We start from the raw sequence: 20,238 nt of genomic DNA on the forward strand, positions 1-20,238 counted from the left end.
GCAAGCCAAATGCCCCAGACCATCACGCGCGGCTACCGGACGCTCGTCGACGAGGCCAACGCCAAGATCGAGACGCTCCCGGCCGAGGAGGCCCTGAAGCTCCACGGGCGGGACGACGTCGTGCTCGTCGACATCCGCGATCCGCGCGAGCTCGAACGCGACGGCCGCGTGCCGGGCGCCTTCCACTGCACCCGCGGCATGCTGGAATTCTGGATCGATCCCGACAGCCCCTACCACAAGCCGATCTTCGCGCAGGACAAGCGATTCGTCTTCTTCTGCGCCGGCGGCATGCGCTCCGCCCTCGCGGCCGCGACCGCGCACGACATGGGGCTGAAGCCCGTGGCCCATATCGAGGGCGGGTTCGGCGCCTGGAAGAAGGCGGGCGGCCCCGTCGAGGCCTGGACGCCGAAGAAGGGGTGAGCGGAGGTCCAGGCGGGGTGGCTCCCGGCTTTCGCCGGGATGAGCGGGGTGGGCGTGTTGTCTCCCCTCCCCCTCGTGGGGAGGGGCCGAGTCGAAGCGCAGCTTCGAACCGGGGCGGGGGGCGTCCCGCCGTCGAGCGGGTGCCGAGCGGAGCTGACCCTGCCCGCTCACACCGGCGAAAGCCGGTGCCCAGGGGGGGGCCCGGCCTGCGCCGGGGCGAGCGGGGGTCTCCCCTCCCCCTCGTGGGGAGGGCCGAGTCGAAGCGCAGCTTCGAACCGGGGTGGGGGGCGTCCCGCCTTGAACCGGGTGCCAGGCTGAGCTGGCCTTGCCCGCTCACACCGGCGAAAGCCGGTGCCCAGGGGGTGGGCCCCGGCCTGCGCCGGGGCGAGCGGGGAGGTGGAAGACGCTCAGCCCGAACTGCCGCCCTGCGGCCCGAGCGCCCGTGCGAGGGTCGAGCGGGCTGCCTCGATGGCGATGGTGGCGGCCTCCACCAGCCGCCAGTCGGCCCGGCGGCGGAGCGCCTGGCGGGCGATGTTCGCCGCGATGCTGTCGACCTCGTCCGCCATCGCGCGCAGCTTGTCGGGCTCGCGCGTGCGCGTCGCATCCGACCGGATCCTGAGAAGGCGCGCGGTTGCCACCTGGATCCGCTCGCGCCGGATGCGGAATACGGTCTGCCGGAGCCAGGCGAGCGCCGAGCCGAAGCCGCCGCCCAGGATGGCGACGAGGTAGATCCAGGATTCGTAGCGCTCGATGAAGCTCTCCTGCTCGCGCTCGAAATAATCGATCGCGCCGGGATGGTTCGGCAGCTTGGCCGTGGTGGCGGCCGCCGTCGTGTCGTAGGCCGGAAAGGCGATGTCGTCCGCGGCCGGCACCGTGGCGGCGACATCCGCCCTGTGCTCGAAGATGTGCTGCGTGACCTCGGCGGCGACGCTGCGCGAAAGGCTCGCCCGCGCGACGAGCCGGTACGAGGAGCCGATCGTCGTCACGTCCTCTGCGGGAAGCTGCGGGTCGCCGCCGAACAGCGAGGCCGGCACCGTCACGGTCTGCAGCTTGGCATGGGTGGCGACGATCGCGGCGGGGTCGGGAACGCCGAGGATGGTGAGGGCCCGCTCGCCGGCCGCCTCGTCGAGGGCCTGCACGATGCGGCGCGCACCCCGCGAGGTGGGCGTCTCCAGCAGGAGAACGGCATCCACCCGGCCCGATCCGAAGGCGGCGGCGAGATCCGCCTCCTCCAGGGGCACGAGGGACACGCTCTCCTCCGGAACCGGCCCGGCGGCGCGATCATCGCGCGGCTCGAGGCCGAAATGGCCGAGCATGGCGGCGATGAGCGGCCGGTCCACGGCCTGACCGGGCAGGAGCCCGAGACGCCTGCCGCCGAGGTCAGTGAATTGCTTCACCGGGCCGCCCTCCTTCGCGACGACCAGGGCGGCCACTTCGCGGATGACGGCGAGCGTCAGCCCATTGCCCGGCACCAGGATGTCGGGCCGCACGACCGCGAGGTCGACCTTGCCGGCGGCCAGCGCCTCGGCACTCTCGCGCAGGCCGCCGAACGACACGATCTCGAGCTTGATCCCCGTCCGGCGCGTCACCGAGGTCTCGGCATAGGCCTGGAGCAGGGCGGGCTCGGTCCCGCCCTCGGAGGCAACCCCCACCCTGAGCACGGTCGCCCGCGTGAAATAGAGGAAGGCAGCGCATCCCGCGAAGGTGAGGGCCAGGATGAGCAGCCAGCTCTCGGCGCGCAGGAGGGGCCGCAGCAGCGAGGGCACGGCAGATGGACGCGAGCGGCGCAAGCGTCAGGCCGCCCTGCGGGCCGTGACGCGCGGCCCCTCGCGCAACCCGCCCCGCATCGCCTCCTTGCGCCTTTCCGGAATCATGATCTCAGCCTGCCCCAATGCGGGTCGCGGATTGCATCCGGCGTCCGCAATGACGCGGCGGGGCTCAAGGTTCCCGGCGAGGCCGAGGTGCATGCCGAAGAAGGGCGGAGGCCGCCGGGAGGCGCCCCGCCGCGTCCGCGACGCGTGCGGCCTCGCCCGGCCGGAGGGGAGCGAGCCGCGCGGCGAGCCGATCCATGGCTCGGGCCGCCCGCCCGGGCTCGCTTTCGAGCTGCGCAATCCGCTGCAGGGCGATCCCGGCCGTTCGCTGGATGCCGGCCGTCATGCCGGGCTCCCCCGCGAGCCGGCGCATGATCCGGACCGCCTCTCCGAGGCGCAAGGCCGCGAGGCCCGCATCGACGAGCGGTGCCGGATCGGTCCCGGAGCGCTCGCCCCAGCGCAGGAGCCGCAGCAGGCGATGCTCGAGACGGGCGCGCCACACGACCGGAGAGGCATCCGGGCGGGGCGAGCGCGCCATGTTCTCCAGCTCCCGCACGATCGTCTCGGCGATCATGTGCATGCGCCGCCCGGCATCGACCGGGAAGACGAACCGGAAGGCGGCAAGCGCGATCAGCGGGGCCACCACGACGCCGAGCGCGATCCCGACCGAATGGGCGAAATCGCCGGTCAGCGGATAATGCGGCTGCAGGAGCAGCAGGAGGATCATGTTGTAGTCGGTGCCGGCCGCGATCGTCCGCCGGTGCGCGAAGGGCAGGATCCCGGACAGGACGAAGGGCACCATCATCAGGACGAGCTGCGTCTCGCCCGTGGCGAGCGGCCAGACGACCCAGCGGCAGGCCAGGGCGGCGAGCGCCCCGACCACCTGCCCGAGGAAGACGAAGCGCATCACGTGGGCCGGGTTCTCGAAGGTGGAGAACACCGAGATCATCACGGAGGTGCCGAGGAGCACGAAGGGCCCGGCGCTCGAGCCGGTCACCAGCCAGAAGGCTCCGACGAGCAGCATGACGGCCGTCGCGCGGATCATGGCCTCGCGGGCGCCGCGCCAGTCGCGGTGCAGGACCGCCCACTGGGCGAGCGGCTCCGGCCTTTGCTCGGCCTCGTCCCCGGCGAGCCGCGTCCGCATCGCCCGCGCGAGCTGTCCGAGCGCCTCCTTCAGCTCCGGCTGGTCCGCCAGTTTCGCTGCGCCCTCCTCGATGGCGGGCACCACCTCCGCGAGCGGGCGCGCGGCCTCCAGCGCGTGGGCGGCCTGGATGAGGCAAGCGGCGGCCGGATGGGGGCTCGGCTCGCCTCGCGTGGCGCGCGCCCAGAGCAAGGCCCGCACCTGCGCCATGAGGATGGCCCTGAAGACGCGCGCGGCGCGGCGCGAGCGCATCGATCCCGCGGCGTGCGGATCGAGCCCTTCCTCGATGGCGGCGAGCTCGCCGAGGAGAAGGGTCTCGTCCTCCCTGCCCTGCCCCGGCGCACCGAGCCGTGCGGCGAGGTGCAGGAGCACGCGCGCATCCACGCGCCGCATGCGGCCCACGATGGCATCCTCGGCGCCCTTCGGCGTCAGCAGGAACGCGGTCAGCGTCCCGACCGCGACGCCCACCATAACGGTGAGGAAGCGATCGAGCCCGAGCGCGAGGATCCGGTCGGGGTGCCCCGTATCGAGGAGCAGGACCATCGAGGCGGAATAGCCGGCCAGGATCGCCCCATAGGAGAGGAAGCCGCGCAGGACGTTTCCAGCGGCGGCGCAGAGCCCGATCCAGATCGAGAGCCCGAGCACGATGACGATCGGGCTGCCGCCCGACAGGACCATCAGCAGGATCCCGAACACGATCCCGACCAGGGTTCCGGCGGCCCGGAACAATCCCTTCTCGAGCAGCATGCCGCGCACCGGCTGGGCCGCGGCCCAGACCGTCATGGCCGCCCATTGCGGATGCTCGAGGCCGAGAAGATACGCCGCGAGCAGCGCGATGCAGGCGCCTGCGGCCGTGCGCAGGCCGAAGCGGAGGCGCTCGGGATCGAAGCCCAGGCGGGAGGCCGCGGTGAGGGCCGTCATGTCAGCCTCGTCGCCGGAGGCGGCGCACGGGAACGGCCAGCCTCAGGCCGTCCTGCGGATCTCGAAGCCGCCGTCGATCGGATCGCCGAACTCGGCCTCGTTCGCGGGGTATTCCTCCACCGCCTCGACGCGGGAGCCGTGCGGGCCCTCGCGGAGCGCCTTAAGCATGAGCTCGATGCGATCGCCGGGGCCGGCGAGCATGGCCTCGACGGCGCCGTCGCGCAGGTTCCGCACCCAGCCTTCGAGGCCGTGGAGCTGCGCCTGGTGCTGCGTCCAGGCGCGAAAGCCGACCCCCTGCACGCGCCCGCGGACGATCGTGCGGAGGAGAATGCGGTTGCCGTCTTCGCTCATCCGTCCCAGTTCCATCCCGCAGAAGGATCGCGCTCCGGTTCGAGCGGAGACGTTCGGCGAGGCGTCACGGTTCCCGCCTCCCGTCCCTGCCGTGCGGCGGGCCGGGGCTGTATGGCATCCGGTTTCTGCACGCGGGGCGACAGCCGCTCCAGCTCGCGCAGATAGGGCTCGGGCAGCGCCGCCCCGCGCGCCGCATCGAGCACCGCCTCCATGTAGCCCGGTCGCGGGATGCCGGGTCCGGCATTGCGGCCGACATAGACGAGCGCGCGGCGCGCCCCGGCGGCGGAGAGCACGGATTGCTGCACCTTGGCGTAGAGCCCCCCGGCGACGCCCTCGTAGCGATCGAGCGCCGGCACGTCGGCGAGCGCGAGGTCCCAGAGCATGCCCCAGACCTCGCGGCGCGGGTCACGCAGGACCGAGGCGTAGCCCTCGCGCATGATGACGAGCCGATGCCGCGGCAGCCGGGCAAGCCCGACCGGCCTGGAGGCCGGGCAGCGCTGCGCCATGGCGGCCCGGTCCATGTTGGAGCCATAGGCGAAGTAGAGGGGCATGCCTTCTCTTCTCCCCGCATGCGGGGAGAAGTCGAGTCGCACGTGAGTGCGACCGGATGAGGGGACCGGGAAGAGCTGGGGGCGCGCCCCCTCACCCGGTCGGCGTGGCCGCCGACTCGACCTCTCCCCGCTTGCGGGGAGAGGTGACACCTCACGCGAATTCGAGGATCACCGCGTCGACCGCGAGGCTCTCGCCCTCCTTGGCCAGGACCTTGGCGATCGTCGCGTCGCGCTCGGCGCGGAGGACGTTCTCCATCTTCATGGCCTCGACGATGGCGAGCGGCTCGCCGGCCTTCACCTCCTGGCCGGCCTTCACCTGGATCGCCTTGACGAGGCCAGGCATCGGGCAGAGCAGCGCCTTGCCGGCCCCCGAGGCGACCTTCTCGGGCATCAGGGCGGCGAGCTCCGCCTCGCGGCGGGTATAGACCCGGGCATCGGCCGAGGTGCCGGCATGCGACAGGCGGAAGCCGTTCGGGATGGTGCGGACCTGGACGGACACCACCTCGCCGCCGACCGAGCCGGTCCAGACGGGCTCGCCCGGGCGCCAAGTGGATGCGACCTCGAGGCGGGGGCCGTTCGCGAAGGCCGCGACGATGCCGGCCGGGTGGTCCTCGACGGTCAGCTCGTGCCGCTCCGTGCCGAGCAGCACGACGCGATCGCGCTCGAACCGCACCGATTGCGGCCGCCTCTGGCCGGAGATACCGCGCTTGCGTTCGTTCAGAAGGTGGTCGATCGCGGCCGCGGCCGCCGCCATCGTGCGGGCGACATCCCCCCAGGGCGGCGTCTCGGAAAAGCCGTCCGGGAATTCCTCGGCGATGAAGCCGGTGGACAGCGTTCCCGAGCGCCAGCGCGGATGCGCCATGAGGGCGGACAGGAACGGGATGTTGTGGCGGATGCCCTCGATCGCGAAGGCGTCGAGCGCCTTCGCCTGGGCCTCGATCGCCTGCAGGCGCGTCGGCGCATGCGTCACGAGCTTGGCGATCATCGGGTCGTAGTAGATCGAGATCTCGCCGCCCTCGAAGACGCCGGTGTCGTTGCGGACCACCGCCCCGCCATCGACCGGGCCTTCCGCCGGCGGACGATAGGTGACGAGCCGGCCCGTGGAGGGCAGGAAGCCGCGCGTCGGGTCCTCGGCATAGACGCGGCTCTCGACGGACCAGCCGTCCAGCTTCACGTCCGCTTGCGCGAGCGGCAGCTTCTCGCCGGCCGCGACCCGGATCATCAGCTCGACGAGATCGAGCCCGGTCACCATCTCGGTCACGGGATGCTCGACCTGGAGCCGGGTGTTCATCTCCAGGAAGTAGAAGCTCTTGTCCTGCCCGGCCACGAACTCGACGGTGCCGGCCGAATCGTAGCCGACGGCCTTGGCGAGCGCGACGGCCTGCTCGCCCATCTTGCGGCGGGTCTCCTCGTCGAGGAGCGGCGACGGGGCCTCTTCCAGCACCTTCTGGTTGCGGCGCTGGATCGAGCATTCGCGCTCGCCGAGATAGATGACGTTCCCGTGCTTGTCGCCGATCACCTGGATCTCGATGTGCCGGGGATCGGTGATGAACTTCTCGACGAAGACACGGTCGTCACCGAAGGAGGACGCTGCCTCCGACTTCGCCCGCGCGAAGCCCTCGGCGACCTCGCCGGCGGAATGGGCGATGCGCATGCCCTTGCCGCCGCCGCCCGCCGACGCCTTGATCATCACGGGGTAGCCGATCTCGTCGGCGATGCTGACCGCGTGTTCGGGGCTCTCGATGATGCCGAGGAAGCCCGGGACGGTCGAGACCTTCGCGGCCGCGGCGGCCTTCTTCGATTCGATCTTGTCGCCCATCGCGGCGATCGCGCCGGGATTGGGGCCGATGAAGGTGATGCCGGCTTCGGCCAGCGCCCGCGGGAAGGCCTCGCGCTCGGAGAGGAAGCCGTAGCCCGGATGGACGGCCTGGGCGCCGGTCTGGCGGCAGGCTTCCACGATCTTGTCGATGACGAGGTAGGATTCGGCGGCCGCGGCCGGCCCGATGGCGACGGCCTCGTCCGCCATCTCGACATGGAGCGCGTCGCGGTCCGCCTCGGAATAGACCGCGACGGTCTTGATCCCCATTCGCCTGGCCGTCTTGATCACGCGGCAGGCGATCTCGCCACGATTGGCGATGAGGATCTTCTCGAACATGGGCCCTCGATCTGGAGCGGGACGCGGTCGCGTCACACGAAAGACCCGGTCCCGTTAGCGCACCCTGCCCCGTTCGGGAAGCGAGCCGATCAGAAGACGAGCTCCGGAGCGCGGCCGTGGGCGAGCACCGCGCTCTCCCGCGCCCGCCAGCGCATGACGAAGGTGACCAGCGCCTCGTCGGTGGATTCGGCCTCGCGGATCACCTCGAAGGCGATCGCGACGGCGTTCCGGGTCGGGCCCGAGCCGCAGCCGAGGGATGATACGAGCCACTCGGCCGCGTCGCGGTCCACCCGGCCGGTCGGCCGCGACGACCAGACCACGAAATCGACGACCGCCTGGATCAGGAAGGGAGCCCAGTCCCCGTCCTTGTCGAAGATGGCGCGGTCGAGCGCGATGAGAACATCCGCTTCATCGCGGCTCTCGATCCCATTCGGCAGCACGTCCCGCCGCAGAGAATTCACGTCGGCGCGTGAAATCTCGCCGCGGGCGATCGTCGAGTTGATAAAGCTCTCGAGTGACCACCTGACCATTTGATGTCTCTCCCGGAGCCTTTTATTTGGCTCTCGTGACTATTTGATGCGTTGACCTTTGCGCAACCTCCGTTTTGCCGCAGTTAACTCGCAAATCTGAATCCCCGTTCAGGTTAAACAGGGCTGATGAGGCGTGGTTGCCTGTTTCTTGCTGCCGGGAACCGATCTCGCCGGATCGGGATTGAGCGACGCAGCCGGAGGGCATGACGTGGCAGGCGCAAGCGAGGACCGCCCGGGGACGGCAGGCGGCCGATCTCCGCCGATCTTCCCGCCGCCTCAGCCGAAGGGCTTGGGCCCGACCCTCGAGCGGAACATCCACGCACTCACGCAGCGCCGGGAGCGAGAGCGGCGGGAGGCGAGCCGGCAGGAGCGCGTCGCCGACGCCATCACGCGCTTCGCCGGCAGCATGACGTTCGTCTATATCCACATGGTCGTGTTCGGGATCTGGGCGGCCGTGAACAGCGGGCTCCTGCCGATCCTGCCGAAATGGGACGAGAGCTTCGTCATCCTCGGCACCTCGGCTTCCGTCGAGGCGATCTTCCTGTCGACCTTCGTGCTGATCAGCCAGAACCGCATGTCCGCCGCCGCGGACCGGCGCGCCGACCTCGACCTGCAGATCAGCCTCCTCGCCGAGCACGAGATCACCAAGGTGGTGGCGCTCACCAGCGGCATCGCCGCGAAGCTCGGCATCGAGGGCGCGACCGACCCGCAGCTGGAAGAGTTGAAGCAGGATGTCGCGCCGGACGCCGTCCTCGACGAGATCGAGGAAAGCGAGCGCGAGGGGTCGTGAGCCTTCCCGCCCGGCCCATCAAGGCCGCGTGAGCCCTCCTTGTCCCGTGGCGCAGCTCGGCCATAGTGGGCGCTCAGATCGTGATCGAGAGGGGATCCCCTTATGCGAGATCGTCCGACCCGCACCGCCCTCGCCGCGCTGGCGCTGGCCGTCATCGTCCCGGTAGCCGCCCTCGCCCACCACGGCTGGAGCTCCTACGACTCGGCCAAGGCCATCAAGGCGACGGGCCCGCTCAAGTCCGTGGCCTGGCGCAATCCGCACGCGGAGGCGCAGATGGATTACCAGGGCAAGAGCTGGGCCGTGATACTCGCCCCGACGAGCCGCATGGAATCGCGCGGGCTCACCCGCGACATGCTCAAGGACGGCACGACGGCGACCGTCGAGGGCTACCCGCGGACCGACGGCACGCCGGAGATGCGGCTGGAGCGGATCACGGTGGCCGGGAAGACGATCGAGCTGCGCTGAGCCGTCCAGGGATCCGCCCGGCGTGGATTGGCTCGCGGAAGGAGCCGCAGCCGTCCAGGCATCGGACCTCGGGGCCTGGGCACGAGGGCCTGCCTATGCGTGGCTCAACGTCCTCCACCTGCTCGGGCTGGTCCTGCTGGTCGGCGGGATCGGCGTGCTCGACCTGCGCCTATGCGGTCTCGGGCAGGCAATCCCGACCGCGGCGCTCGCGCGCTTCCTGACGCCATTGGCGGTGGCCGGGCTGCTCATCGCAGCCCTCACGGGCATCGGCCTCTTCGCGGCCGACGCCGCGTCTCTGGCGGCCTCCAACACGTTCCGGTGGAAGCTCGCCCTGGTCGCGCTCGGCCTCGCCAATGCGCTCGCCTTCCGGCTCGCCTGGCGAAAGCAGCTCGACGGGTGGGACGAGCGCCCGAGCCTGGCGGGCCGCGCGGTCGCGGCGGCTTCGCTCGCCATCTGGCTATCGGTCGCGACCCTCGGCCGGATGATCGCCTATACGTGAGGCGGGATCAGGCGGCCGGGGCGGCGCCTTCCGGCTCCAGCGCCTTGGCGAAATTGGCGAAGAATTCGTCCGCGTATTTCTTCGCGACGCCGTTGATCAGCCGGCCGCCGAGCTGGGCGATCTTGCCGCCGACCTGCGCCTCGACATCGTAGTTCAGGATCGTACCGCCGCCTTCGGCATCCTCCAGCCGCACCTTGGCGCCGCCTTTGGCGAAGCCCGCGACACCGCCCTGGCCCTCGCCGGAAATCGTGTAGCCGTTCGGCGCATCGATGTCGGACAGGGTCACGTTGCCCTTGAAGGTGGCCTTGACCGGGCCGACCGAGAGCTTGGCGACGGCCGCGAACCCGTTATCCCCCGTCCTTTCGAGCTCCTGGCAGCCAGGAATCGAACGCTTCAGGATCTCGGGATCGTTGAGCGCCTCCCACACCTTCGCGCGGTCCGCGGGCAGCGTCACCGCCCCGTTCATCGTCATCGCCATGTCGTTCGCTCCCGCTCTCTCGGCTTCCCCGGCCTTTTGCCATCCGGGTCCCCGGCAGGGAAGCGGTCCCGCAGCATGAATCCGGCGCTGGCCCGCGGTTTGCTGCCAGACTCAGCCAAGTGTCGTGCTGGATCGGAGGCCCGTTCCGTGCATGATCGATTCCCGTGACGGCATTCATCTCAACCATGAATGCGATCTGGAGTAGCGGCGGCGCATGGAAGTATTCGTCCAGCAGCTCATCAACGGGCTGACGCTGGGGTCGATCTATGGCCTCATTGCCATCGGGTACACGATGGTGTTCGGCATCATCGGCATGGTGAACTTCGCCCACGGCGACGTCTTCATGCTTTCGGCGTTCATCGCGCTGATCTTCTTCCTTGTCCTGACGACCTGGATCGGCATTTCCTCGGTCGCCCTGGCGCTGCTCATCGTCATGATCCTGGCCATGGTGCTGACGTCTCTGTGGGGCTGGACCCTGGAGCGCCTCGCCTACCGGCCCCTTCGAGGATCCTTCCGGCTCGCCCCGCTCATTTCGGCGATCGGGGTGTCCATCTTCCTGTCCAACTTCGTCCAGGTGGCCCAGGGCGCCCGCAACAAGCCCACGCCCCCGATGGTGCGCGAGGTGATCCCGCTCTTCGAGCGCAACGGCTACGTCGTCGCCCTCTCCTACAAGCAGATCATCATCATGGTGGTCACGGCGGTGCTCCTGACCATGTTCTGGTATGTGGTGCAGAAGACCTCGCTCGGCCGGGCGCAGCGCGCCTGCGAGCAGGACCGCAAGATGGCCGCGCTCATCGGCATCAACGTCGACCGCACGATCTCCCTGACCTTCGTCATGGGCGCCGCGCTCGCGGCCGTCGCGGGCACGATGTACCTCCTCTATTATGGCGTGGTGAACTTCGCCGACGGGTTCGTGCCGGGCGTGAAGGCCTTCACGGCGGCGGTGCTCGGCGGCATCGGGTCCCTTCCGGGCGCCGTGCTCGGCGGGCTCATCATCGGGCTCATCGAGACCATGTGGTCGGCCTATTTCTCCATCGAGTACAAGGACGTCGCCGCGTTCTCGATCCTGGCCATCGTGCTCACCTTCATGCCCTCGGGCATCCTCGGCCGGCCCGAGGTCGAGAAGGTCTGATGTCGGCCGTCCACCCGACCTCCGTCGCGCCGACCTCCGATGCGGCGCTGACCGGAGGCGACGTGCCGTTCGCCGACCGCAAGCCCCTCGACATCGCCGGCACTCTGAAGAGCGCCAGCCTTGCGGCGCTGCTGATGTTCGGCCTTTCGGTGCCGATCATCTTGCTGCGGACGGAACAGGGCCCGACGGGCGGCCTGATCCTGGTCCCGCGCTGGAACGTCGTGATCGTCGCCTGCGCGCTGGTCTTCTTCGGGCGGATCGCCATCGGGTTGCTCGGCGGCGACCAGGGCCTCTTCAGCCGGGCGAGGACCCGGAAGGCGACCGTCACGGTCTCCGCCGATCCCACCAAGCAATCCGGTTTCGGCCTGGCGAGGTTCGCGTCGCCCCTCTTCGTGGGGATGGCGCTCGCCTTCCCGCTCGCCGTCTACATGATGAAGGGAGGCCTCGCCGAGTCGCGCTACTGGATCGATCTCGGCATCCTGGTCCTGACCTATGTGATGCTCGGCTGGGGCCTGAACATCGTGGTCGGGCTCGCCGGCCTCCTCGACCTCGGTTACGTCGCGTTCTACGCCGTCGGCGCCTATTCCTACGCCCTCCTGTCCACGACATTCGGGCTCTCGTTCTGGATCTGCCTGCCGCTGGCCGGCATCCTGGCGGCCTTCTGGGGCATCCTGCTCGGCTTCCCGGTCCTGAGGCTGCGCGGCGACTACCTGGCCATCGTGACCCTCGCCTTCGGCGAGATCATCCGCCTCGTCCTGATCAACTGGGTCGACGTGACGGGCGGCGGCGCCGGCATTTCCTCCATCCCGCGCGTCACCTTCTTCGGAATCCCCTTCACGGCGGACGAGGACGGGTTCGCGGCCCGGTTCGGGTTCGAGTTCAACCCGATGCAGCGCGTCATCTTCCTGTACTACCTGATCCTCGTCCTGGCGCTGGTCACCAACCTCGTCACGCTGCGGCTGCGGCGGCTGCCGGTCGGCCGCGCCTGGGAGGCTTTGCGCGAGGACGAGATCGCCTGCCGCTCCCTCGGCATCAACACGACCAACACGAAGCTCACCGCCTTCGCGATCGGGGCGATGTTCGGCGGCTTCGCGGGCTCCTTCTTCGCCGTCCGCCAGGGCTTCATCAGCCCGGAGAGCTTCAACTTCCTGGAATCGGCGACCATCCTGGCGATCGTGGTCCTGGGCGGGATGGGGTCCCAGGTGGGCGTCGCGATCGCGGCGATCGCCATGGTCGGCGGCCCGGAGCTCCTGCGCAACCTCGGCTTCCTCAAGGCCGTGTTCGGCGAGGGCTTCGATCCGAACGAGTACCGCCTGCTTCTGTTCGGGCTCGCCATGGTGGCCATGATGGTGTGGCGTCCCCGCGGCCTCATCTCCGTCCGGGAGCCCTCCGTCGTGTTCAAGGAGCGGAAATCGATCTCGGGCTCCCTCGTGAAGGAGGGCCACGGCTGATGGCCTCCGCGTCCGACAACATCCTCGATGTCGAGCACCTCACGATGCGGTTCGGCGGCCTGGTCGCCGTCAACGACCTCTCCTTCTCCTGCCGCCGCCGGGACATCACGGCCCTGATCGGCCCGAACGGCGCCGGCAAGACGACGGTGTTCAACTGCATCACCGGGTTCTACCGCCCGACCGAGGGCATGATCAGCCTGCGCCATCCCTCCGGAGCCACCCACCTCCTGGAGCGGCTGCCCGGGCACGCCATCAGCTGGCGCGCGAAGGTGGCCCGGACCTTCCAGAACATCCGGCTGTTCTCCGGAATGACCGTGCTGGAGAACCTGCTCGTCGCCCAGCACAACCCCTTGATGCTCGCCTCCGGCCTCACCTTCGCCGGGCTCATCGGGCTGCCGAGCTTCAAGCGGGCGGAAAAGCTGGCGGTCGAGAAGGCGACCTATTGGCTGGAGATGACAGGGCTCGTCGACCGGGCCGACGATCCGGCGGGCGACCTGCCCTACGGGGCGCAGCGCCGCCTGGAGATCGCGCGCGCCATGTGCACCGAACCCGTCCTGCTCTGCCTCGACGAGCCGGCGGCCGGCCTGAACCCGCGCGAGAGCCTGGAGCTCAACGATCTCCTGCTCTCGATCCGCTCCGAGCAGGGCACCTCCCTCCTCCTGATCGAGCATGACATGTCGGTGGTGATGGAGATCTCCGACCACGTCGTGGTGCTGGATTACGGCTCCAAGATCGCCGACGGCCTCCCGGCAGAGATCCGCAGCGACCCGAGGGTCATCGCCGCCTATCTCGGCGTCGAGGACGAGGAGGTCGAACACGTGGAGGCCGAGGTGGGCGTGGAGGCCCGGGCATGAGCGTCGCCGGCATTAACGTCCTGGTCGAGGAGACCCGCGCCGCGGAAGCCGCCCAGAAACGCCTTCTCCTGTCGGTACGCGGGGTCGAGACCTATTACGGCAACATCATCGCCCTCAAAGGCGTCGACCTCGACGTGTTCGAAGGCGAGATCGTCACGCTGATCGGCGCGAACGGGGCCGGCAAGTCGACCCTGATGATGACGGTCTGCGGCAATCCGCGGGCGCGGCGCGGGCGCATCACCTTCGACGGCCGGGACATCACGGCCCTGTCCACGCACGAGATCGCGCGGCTGCGCATCGCCCAGTCGCCGGAAGGCCGGCGCGTCTTCCCGCGCATGACGGTCTACGAGAACCTCCAGATGGGGGCCTCGCTCGACAACTTCGCGCATTTCCAGAGCGACCTCGAGCGGATGCTCGGAATCTTCCCGCGCCTGAAGGAGAGGCTGCACCAGCGCGGCGGGACCATGTCGGGCGGCGAGCAGCAGATGCTGGCGATCGCCCGGGCCCTGATGGCGCGCCCGCGCCTCTTGCTGCTGGACGAGCCCTCCCTCGGCCTCGCGCCGCTGATCGTGAAGCAGATCTTCAGCGTCATCCGCGAGCTGAACGAGCGCGAGGGCATGACGGTGTTCCTGGTGGAGCAGAACGCCTACCACGCGCTCAAGCTCGCCCACCGCGGCTACGTGATGGTGACGGGCACGATCACCATGTCCGGAACCGGCAAGGAACTCCTGGCGAACCCCCAGGTGCAGGCGGCCTATCTGGAAGGCGGGCGGCATTGACGGGAGGGCCGCCCTTTCCGATGGCGCAGCGGAGGGATAGATTCCCGTTATGACTGAGCTCCTCGAGAAAGCGTTGTCCCGTCTGCGGGAGCGCCCGGCGGCGGACCAGGACAGGGCTGCCGAGATCATTCTCGCACTGCTGGATCAGGATAGCCCCGAGTACGACCTCACTCCCGAGCAGGAGGAGGACGTGGCACGCATCCAGGCGGGCCTGAGGAACGGGAGCGTTCGGCTTGCAACGGACGAAGAGGTCGCCGCGACGTGGCGCAGCTTCGGCCTTTGAGGCTCGCCTATTCTACGGAAGCGACCCAACACCTCCAGGAGATTGGCGCCTACATTCGCGAGCGGGACCCCATGGCGGCCCGGCGCGTCGCGGTCCGCCTCCAACAGGTCGCAAAGCGAATTGCGGCATTCCCGGATCTGGGGCGTCGGCACGCCGCGTCGGGGACGAGGCGGTTCGCTCTCGCGGACCTGCCCTACATGCTTGTCTATGAAGTGGACCGGGACGAAGATCGGGTCCTGATCATCGGCATTTATCACACCGCCCAGAACCGCCCGAGAGCATGATCGTCAGATGCAAGGCATCCTCTACGAAGAATCCTCCGCCTGGCTGTTCATCCTCGTCACGGTCGTGCTCGGCGGCTGGACGGCCTGGATGACGGGACGGGCCCTGGCGCTCACCTGGCGGCCCTATTGGCAGGTGCTGCTGTGGTCGCTGCCGCTGGCGCTCGCGGTGCGCTTCATCCACCACGCGCTCTTCGAGGGCAGCTTCCTCAACCTCCGCTTCTACCTGGTCGACCTCGTCGTGGTCGCGGCGATCGCCTCGCTCGGCTACCGCTATTTCCGGGCCCGGCAAATGACGCGGCAATATAGCTGGCTCTACGAGCCCGCCGGCCCGCTTTCGTGGCGCGAGAAGGCGCAGGTGTGACGACCTTTTGCTCAGTCTCGCCCCGGTGACAACGGCCCCGAAAACGGCAAGATTGCTCCGGACGGCGGTTGAAGCTGCCGGCGCCGGAGAGTTGTTCCGGCCCAACACCCTTCAGGGGAGAACGTGGCAATGAAGACAGGATTGTTGACCGGTCTCGCGCTTGGCCTCGGCCTTGCCGTGTCCGGGGCCGCGCAGGCGCAGATCAAGATGGCTGTCGCCGGTCCCATCACGGGCGCGAATGCCGCCTTCGGGGCGCAGCTCAAGAACGGCGCGGAGCAGGCTGTCGAGGACATCAACGCCAAGGGCGGCGTCCTGGGCCAGAAGATCTCCGTCCAGGTCGGGGACGACGCATCCGATCCGAAGCAGGGCGTCTCGCTCGCCAACAAGTTCGCGGCGGACGGCGTCAAGTGGGTGGTCGGCCACTTCAACTCCGGCGTGTCGATCCCGGCCTCGGAAGTCTACCAGGAATCCGGAATCATCCAGATCTCGCCGGCCTCCACGAACCCGAAATACACCGACCGCAAGATGTGGAACACGTTCCGCGCCTGCGGACGGGACGACCAGCAGGGCGCGGTCGCGGGCGCCTATCTGGCGAACCACTTCAAGGGCAAGAAGGTCGCCATCATCCACGACAAGACCCCGTACGGTAAGGGCCTCGCGGACGAGACCCAGAAGGCCATGGAGAGCAAGGGCCTGAAGGCCGCGATGTACGAGGGCGTCAACACGGGCGAGAAGGATTATTCCGCGCTCGTCTCCAAGCTGAAGCAGCAGAACGTCGACGTCGTGTATTTCGGCGGCCTGCACACCGAGGCCGGCCTCATCATCCGCCAGATGCGCGACCAGGGCCTGAAGGCCCCGATGATGTCGGGCGACGGGATCACGGACAAGGAGTTCGTGCAGATCGCCGGGCCGGGCGCCGAGGGCACCTTCATGACCTTCGGGCCGGACGCCCGGAAGAACCCCAACGCCAAGGACGTGGTGGCCAAGTTCAAGGCCAAGAACTACGACCCGGAGGCCTACACGCTCTACAGCTACGCCGCCGTCCAGATCTTCGCCCAGGCGGCGGAAGCCGCGAAGTCGACCGACCCGAAGAAGATGGCCGACTACATGCACTCGGGTAAGGTCTTCAAGACCGTCATCGGCGACATCTCCTTCGACAAGAAGGGCGACATCACCCGGCCGGACTACGTGATGTATGTCTGGAAGAAGGGCGCCGACGGCAAGATCGACTATTCCGGCAACGAAGTCGGGATGTAGGCCGAGCCCTCACGCAACTCGCGAACGCGATCAGGCCCGCCTCACGGCGGGCCTTTTCGTTTGCCGGCCCTCCCCTGTGTTGGAGCTCCGGGTGACGGGGGCCCGGCACCAAGCCGGCCTCAGGGAGGGGCGGCATTGTATCAACTACACCAAAACGCAATGTGGAAGATGGCGTTTGTCAACGCCTATGCTCTGCTTCGTCGATCAGCTTTTCAACGACCGCGGCGCTCTCAACGCAAGTGACGGAGTGGCCCTGTTCGAAGTGGATGACGGATCCGGTCTGAACGCTCGTGATCCGAGTTCGATGGAGAAACCTGATCTGATCCGTGTTGATCAGAACCGGCTCCGGCTCCGAGCCAAAGCCGACCGCGTTCACACTGATCCAAGCCACAACGCTCTCCTTGCTGACCCGCTCTGATGGCGGAGATCTGAACCGTCACCAAGCTCCGTCCCAATCAGACGGAGAACAAGGCGAGCATCGTAGCTCATCAGCGCAAGCTGGCCCAGGCCAGAGCTGACCTCGACCTGGTTTCAATTGCAGGCTGCATCACGCCCGCTAGGCTCACGGACATATATCCGATCCTGTGCCTCGAAATCACGGCATAGGCGCCTGATTCCAACGCTAATAATTTCACGACATCAACAATCTAGAAATCGTTGCCGCATCATATCCGAGATCGTAACGGAAAACGCTTCGTATGCACGGCCGCGTTTTGATTCCATGCTTAGTCGCTACTGGAATTAAGACGACGATGGCGGCGGAATAGCTGCTCTATGCACCTGTTCACTATGCCTATCGCGAATGGGTAACGTTGGTTGAGGGTGCCGCAATTCGATTGCGATTACCGCGAGAAACCGGGCCATCTCTCCAATGTCCCGACCGGAGGAGAGAATGTGGCTTACGCGCCAGAGGTCTGACCGATCTAGCGAAACGCATTTGGCAGCCTTCGCGAGGAGCGTCTCTATCGGGAAATGATATTCGCCGTACTTTTCGAGAGCGCGTCCTCGTGCCGCGGTCGCGCGATCACGCGTAAGATGCCTAGTGCCGCTTGGCTGAGCCATCAGTTCCTGAGAGTCTTGCTCCCACCCAATAACTTCGGCCGCTGCCCCGTCGGCTGCGATCTGACTAATTTTGCGGGCTACAATCTCGATCTCGTCGGCGAGCTTGTTACGATCAATCTGCTCATACTCGAATTCCCGCTTACGGAGGATGGCGTCGAGCCAAACGCCAATACAGAATCCAAGTAGGATAGCGGCGGGATACTGAACCACTGCCGACTGGAGGGCGTTGATGACACTATCCACGGCGGGGCTCCAGTTTCTTGCCAGAAACTGATCCCAGCCGGATGACTCCGCCAACTTCTCGACGTTAAGCGCGAGTAGGACGACCGCAATCCAAACGGCCCGGCTCGCAATCCACCGAAGTATCTGAAGCGGCGACATATAGCCACTTACCACCCGCAACCCGCGGCTGTGGATTCGCCGTTCGTAGCTTGGACACCGGGTGATCCGCCACCCCCGGTGCTTGCACAAAAACTCTTGATGGCACTCGCCATCATGTAAGGTACATTTGCTACATTGGGCGGACTAGGCCCTCGCAGCCACGCAGCCCGACGGGCTCGCCGCCGGACCCGACCGTGCCCTCCTGGCGGCTGGCATCGATCCGGCTCCCCCTACGCGGCGACGGTCATCTGGCCTATGCTCGGGCCATGAGCCTCGATGCCCTCCTGCTTTTCGCCGGCGCCCTCTTCGTTGCGGCGGCATCGCCCGGTCCGGGGATCGCGGCCCTGGTCGCACGCGTCCTCGGGCGGGGAACGGCCGGCGCGGTCGCCTTCACGGCCGGCCTTGCCATCGGCGACGTCGTCTGGCTGGCCGTTGCCGTGGCGGGGCTCTCCGCCCTCGCCCAGGCCTTCCACGGCGTGTTCCTGGTGCTGAAATTCGCCGGCGCCGCCTATCTCCTGTTCCTGGCCTGGAAGCTCTGGACGGCACCCGCCATCCGCGCGCAGGCGGAGGCCGCCCCCCGCCCGGACCCGTCCTGGCGGCTGTTCCTGGCAGGCCTCGCCGTCACGCTCGGGAACCCGAAGGTGATGGTGTTCTACCTGGCGCTGGTGCCGAACCTGATCGACGTGGCCGGGATCACGCTCCTCGGCTTTGCGGAACTCGCCGCGATCCTGCTCGGCGTCCTTGCCCTCGTCTTCGGCTTCTACATCGTGCTCGCGGCGCGCGCCCGCCGCCTTCTCACCAGCCCGCGTGCCGTCCGCGCCATCAACCGGACGAGCGGCGCCATCATGGCCGGGGCCGCGGTCGCAGTCGCCGCGAAGTAAGCGCACCAGGATCCCCGGACGGGAGGATCGCAGGATCCTTTGACGCTCCGGGGCGAATCCGGTTCTGTCGCGGCATGACCAGCTGCCGCAACCTCTTGACCGATGTGCCCGGGATCCGGGTCGGCAATGCGCAGGACCCGAGGCTCGCGAGCGGCGTGACGGTGGCGCTCTTCGAGCGCCCGGCGGTCGCCTCCGTCTTCGTCGCGGGCGGCGGCCCGGCGGGGCGCGACCTCGAATGCCTCGAGCCGGACCGGGCGGTGGAGCGGATCGACGCCATCGTCCTGTCAGGAGGATCCGGCTTCGGGCTGGACGCGACCACCGGCGTCCAGGCCTGGCTCAACGAGCATGGCCGCGGCATCCCAGTCGCGTCCGCGCGCGTGCCGATCGCCCCGACGGCGGTGCTGTTCGATCTCCTGAACGGCGGTGACAAGGATTGGGGCCGCTTCCCGCCCTATCGGGAGCTCGGCTACGCGGCCTGCGAGGCCGCCGCCGACAGCTTTGCCCTCGGGACGGCCGGCGGCGGATACGGCGCGACCACCGTGGATCTGAAGGGCGGTCTCGGCTCGGCGAGCGCCACCACCGCCCGCGGCTACAATGTCGGCGCCCTCGCCTGCGTGAACGCGATCGGCTCGGCCGTCATCGATGGCGGGCCGCATTTCTGGGCAGCCCCCTTCGAGCGGGATGGCGAGTTCGGCGGGCTGGGCATTCCGACGAACGTTCCGGCGGATGCCCGCCGCTTCCGCTGGAAGGGACAGCAGCAGCCTGCGACGACGATCTGCCTAGTGGCGACCGATGCCACCCTCAGCAAAGCCGAGGCGAAGCGGCTGGCCATCATGGCCCAGGGGGGCCTCGCGAAGGCGCTCAGCCTCTCCCACGCACCGATGGACGGTGACACGGTCTTTGCGGTCTCGACCTTGGGACGGCCGGCCGAGGGCGGGCTCGACCTCCTGACGGAGCTGGGCGCGACAGCGTCCGATTGCCTCGCGCGGGCCATCGCCCGCGGGGTCCATGCGGCGACCGCCCTGCCCTTTCCGGAAGCGCTGCCGGCCTGGGCGGATCGCTTCGGCCGCTCAAGGGGTTAGGCGCGAGTTCTCCTGCAACGGATGCAGTTCATCCGGATTGTGTGCCCATCCCGGAAACCGCCGTCTTGGCAAAAGCTTAGAAGGCGCGGCTTCGATGGTACATCAGGCTCCTCGCGCGCTGCCTGAAGGAGCCTCGATCGCCGTGGAGGAAACCGGGCTAAGCTTCATCGCGGACACCCTCTTCACCCGATGGGCGACTCCCCCCTCGGCGCCTCTCTGCTCCCGACCACTGCGCCGGGCCTCGTGGCGCCTTCACCTGCCCGAAAGCCCCTCCCCCGGCGCGACCAGGGCCAGTCCGGCAACCGCTCAACGGGGGCCC

General features: G+C 68.5%; 22 protein-coding genes. 14 read left to right on the forward strand and 8 right to left on the reverse strand.

The annotated features are described in order from the left end of the window. The first annotated feature begins 9 nt into the window (after positions 1-9). Complete coding sequence (locus ACO2SS_RS21005; protein ID WP_423279775.1) at positions 10-420, forward strand: rhodanese-like domain-containing protein; 411 nt, start codon at positions 10-12, stop codon at positions 418-420. Positions 421-827: 407 nt separating this feature from the next. Here the strand turns inward: ACO2SS_RS21005 and ACO2SS_RS21010 are convergent, their stop codons facing one another. The 6 genes from ACO2SS_RS21010 to ACO2SS_RS21035 all read right to left on the reverse strand — a co-directional run bounded on the left by ACO2SS_RS21010 (position 828) and on the right by ACO2SS_RS21035 (position 7,880). After that, complete coding sequence (locus ACO2SS_RS21010) at positions 828-2,186, reverse strand: TAXI family TRAP transporter solute-binding subunit (protein WP_423279776.1); 1,359 nt, start codon at positions 2,184-2,186, stop codon at positions 828-830. Positions 2,187-2,358: 172 nt separating this feature from the next. Further along, positions 2,359-4,293, reverse strand: coding sequence for an FUSC family protein (locus ACO2SS_RS21015; protein WP_423279777.1), 1,935 nt, complete (start codon positions 4,291-4,293; stop codon positions 2,359-2,361). Between the two features lie 42 nt (positions 4,294-4,335). Next, positions 4,336-4,644, reverse strand: a complete 309-nt coding sequence (locus ACO2SS_RS21020) for an acylphosphatase (RefSeq protein ID WP_423279778.1) — start codon at positions 4,642-4,644, stop codon at positions 4,336-4,338. Next, on the reverse strand, positions 4,641-5,195 hold the full coding sequence (locus tag ACO2SS_RS21025) for a gamma-glutamylcyclotransferase family protein (RefSeq protein WP_423279779.1): 555 nt from the start codon (positions 5,193-5,195) through the stop codon (positions 4,641-4,643). The genes ACO2SS_RS21020 and ACO2SS_RS21025 overlap by 4 nt, the downstream gene beginning before the upstream one ends. Positions 5,196-5,346: 151 nt before the next feature. Then, positions 5,347-7,350 carry an acetyl-CoA carboxylase biotin carboxylase subunit gene (locus tag ACO2SS_RS21030; RefSeq protein ID WP_423279780.1) on the reverse strand — a complete coding sequence of 668 codons (2,004 nt, stop codon included), beginning with the start codon at positions 7,348-7,350 and terminating at the stop codon, positions 5,347-5,349. Between the two features lie 89 nt (positions 7,351-7,439). Next, entirely contained in the window at positions 7,440-7,880 is a 441-nt protein-coding gene (locus tag ACO2SS_RS21035) for a hypothetical protein (RefSeq protein ID WP_423279781.1), read from the reverse strand. Between the two features lie 208 nt (positions 7,881-8,088). Here ACO2SS_RS21035 and ACO2SS_RS21040 point away from each other — a divergent pair, with 208 nt between their 5' ends. The 3 genes from ACO2SS_RS21040 to ACO2SS_RS21050 all read left to right on the forward strand — a co-directional run bounded on the left by ACO2SS_RS21040 (position 8,089) and on the right by ACO2SS_RS21050 (position 9,634). Next, complete coding sequence (locus ACO2SS_RS21040) at positions 8,089-8,670, forward strand: DUF1003 domain-containing protein (protein ID WP_423279782.1); 582 nt, start codon at positions 8,089-8,091, stop codon at positions 8,668-8,670. A 102-nt stretch (positions 8,671-8,772) separates the two neighbouring features. Then, complete coding sequence (locus tag ACO2SS_RS21045; protein WP_423279783.1) at positions 8,773-9,135, forward strand: DUF6152 family protein; 363 nt, start codon at positions 8,773-8,775, stop codon at positions 9,133-9,135. A 22-nt stretch (positions 9,136-9,157) separates the two neighbouring features. Further along, a complete protein-coding gene (locus ACO2SS_RS21050; protein WP_423279784.1) occupies positions 9,158-9,634 on the forward strand; it encodes a DUF6644 family protein in 477 nt (158 codons plus the stop codon). 7 nt (positions 9,635-9,641) lie between these two features. Here the strand turns inward: ACO2SS_RS21050 and ACO2SS_RS21055 are convergent, their stop codons facing one another. Then, positions 9,642-10,112 (reverse strand): CoxG family protein, encoded by a 471-nt coding sequence (locus ACO2SS_RS21055; RefSeq protein WP_423279785.1) that lies wholly within the window; start codon positions 10,110-10,112, stop codon positions 9,642-9,644. Between the two features lie 214 nt (positions 10,113-10,326). Between ACO2SS_RS21055 and ACO2SS_RS21060 the strand changes: the two genes are divergently transcribed. The 8 genes from ACO2SS_RS21060 to ACO2SS_RS21095 all read left to right on the forward strand — a co-directional run bounded on the left by ACO2SS_RS21060 (position 10,327) and on the right by ACO2SS_RS21095 (position 16,513). After that, positions 10,327-11,244 (forward strand): branched-chain amino acid ABC transporter permease, encoded by a 918-nt coding sequence (locus ACO2SS_RS21060; protein ID WP_423279786.1) that lies wholly within the window; start codon positions 10,327-10,329, stop codon positions 11,242-11,244. Next, on the forward strand, positions 11,244-12,695 hold the full coding sequence (gene livM / locus ACO2SS_RS21065) for a high-affinity branched-chain amino acid ABC transporter permease LivM (protein ID WP_423279787.1): 1,452 nt from the start codon (positions 11,244-11,246) through the stop codon (positions 12,693-12,695). The genes ACO2SS_RS21060 and livM overlap by 1 nt, the downstream gene beginning before the upstream one ends. Next, positions 12,695-13,549, forward strand: a complete 855-nt coding sequence (locus tag ACO2SS_RS21070; protein WP_423279788.1) for an ABC transporter ATP-binding protein — start codon at positions 12,695-12,697, stop codon at positions 13,547-13,549. Before livM ends, ACO2SS_RS21070 begins: the two co-directional genes overlap by 1 nt. Next, on the forward strand, positions 13,546-14,328 hold the full coding sequence (locus tag ACO2SS_RS21075; protein WP_423279789.1) for an ABC transporter ATP-binding protein: 783 nt from the start codon (positions 13,546-13,548) through the stop codon (positions 14,326-14,328). The genes ACO2SS_RS21070 and ACO2SS_RS21075 overlap by 4 nt, the downstream gene beginning before the upstream one ends. Positions 14,329-14,377: 49 nt before the next feature. Next, positions 14,378-14,611 (forward strand): hypothetical protein, encoded by a 234-nt coding sequence (locus ACO2SS_RS21080; RefSeq protein ID WP_423279790.1) that lies wholly within the window; start codon positions 14,378-14,380, stop codon positions 14,609-14,611. Then, on the forward strand, positions 14,590-14,895 hold the full coding sequence (locus ACO2SS_RS21085; RefSeq protein WP_423279791.1) for a type II toxin-antitoxin system RelE/ParE family toxin: 306 nt from the start codon (positions 14,590-14,592) through the stop codon (positions 14,893-14,895). Before ACO2SS_RS21080 ends, ACO2SS_RS21085 begins: the two co-directional genes overlap by 22 nt. Positions 14,896-14,902: 7 nt before the next feature. After that, on the forward strand, positions 14,903-15,256 hold the full coding sequence (locus ACO2SS_RS21090; protein ID WP_423279792.1) for a DUF6867 family protein: 354 nt from the start codon (positions 14,903-14,905) through the stop codon (positions 15,254-15,256). Between the two features lie 129 nt (positions 15,257-15,385). Continuing rightward, positions 15,386-16,513: a branched-chain amino acid ABC transporter substrate-binding protein gene (locus tag ACO2SS_RS21095; RefSeq protein ID WP_423279793.1), complete on the forward strand. Its 1,128-nt coding sequence runs from the start codon at positions 15,386-15,388 to the stop codon at positions 16,511-16,513. 741 nt (positions 16,514-17,254) lie between these two features. On the opposite strand, the gene ACO2SS_RS21100 is transcribed toward ACO2SS_RS21095, so the two are convergent. Continuing rightward, positions 17,255-17,818 carry a hypothetical protein gene (locus tag ACO2SS_RS21100; RefSeq protein WP_423279794.1) on the reverse strand — a complete coding sequence of 188 codons (564 nt, stop codon included), beginning with the start codon at positions 17,816-17,818 and terminating at the stop codon, positions 17,255-17,257. Between the two features lie 332 nt (positions 17,819-18,150). Here ACO2SS_RS21100 and ACO2SS_RS21105 point away from each other — a divergent pair, with 332 nt between their 5' ends. Continuing rightward, positions 18,151-18,837 carry a LysE family translocator gene (locus ACO2SS_RS21105; protein WP_423279795.1) on the forward strand — a complete coding sequence of 229 codons (687 nt, stop codon included), beginning with the start codon at positions 18,151-18,153 and terminating at the stop codon, positions 18,835-18,837. Between the two features lie 74 nt (positions 18,838-18,911). Further along, the gene (locus tag ACO2SS_RS21110) at positions 18,912-19,919 is read left to right on the forward strand and encodes a P1 family peptidase (RefSeq protein ID WP_423279796.1); all 1,008 of its coding nucleotides are present in this window, start codon (positions 18,912-18,914) and stop codon (positions 19,917-19,919) included. Positions 19,920-20,238: the final 319 nt, after the last annotated feature.

The organism is Enterovirga sp. CN4-39 (assembly GCF_049446235.1).
Lineage (GTDB): Bacteria > Pseudomonadota > Alphaproteobacteria > Rhizobiales > Beijerinckiaceae > Enterovirga.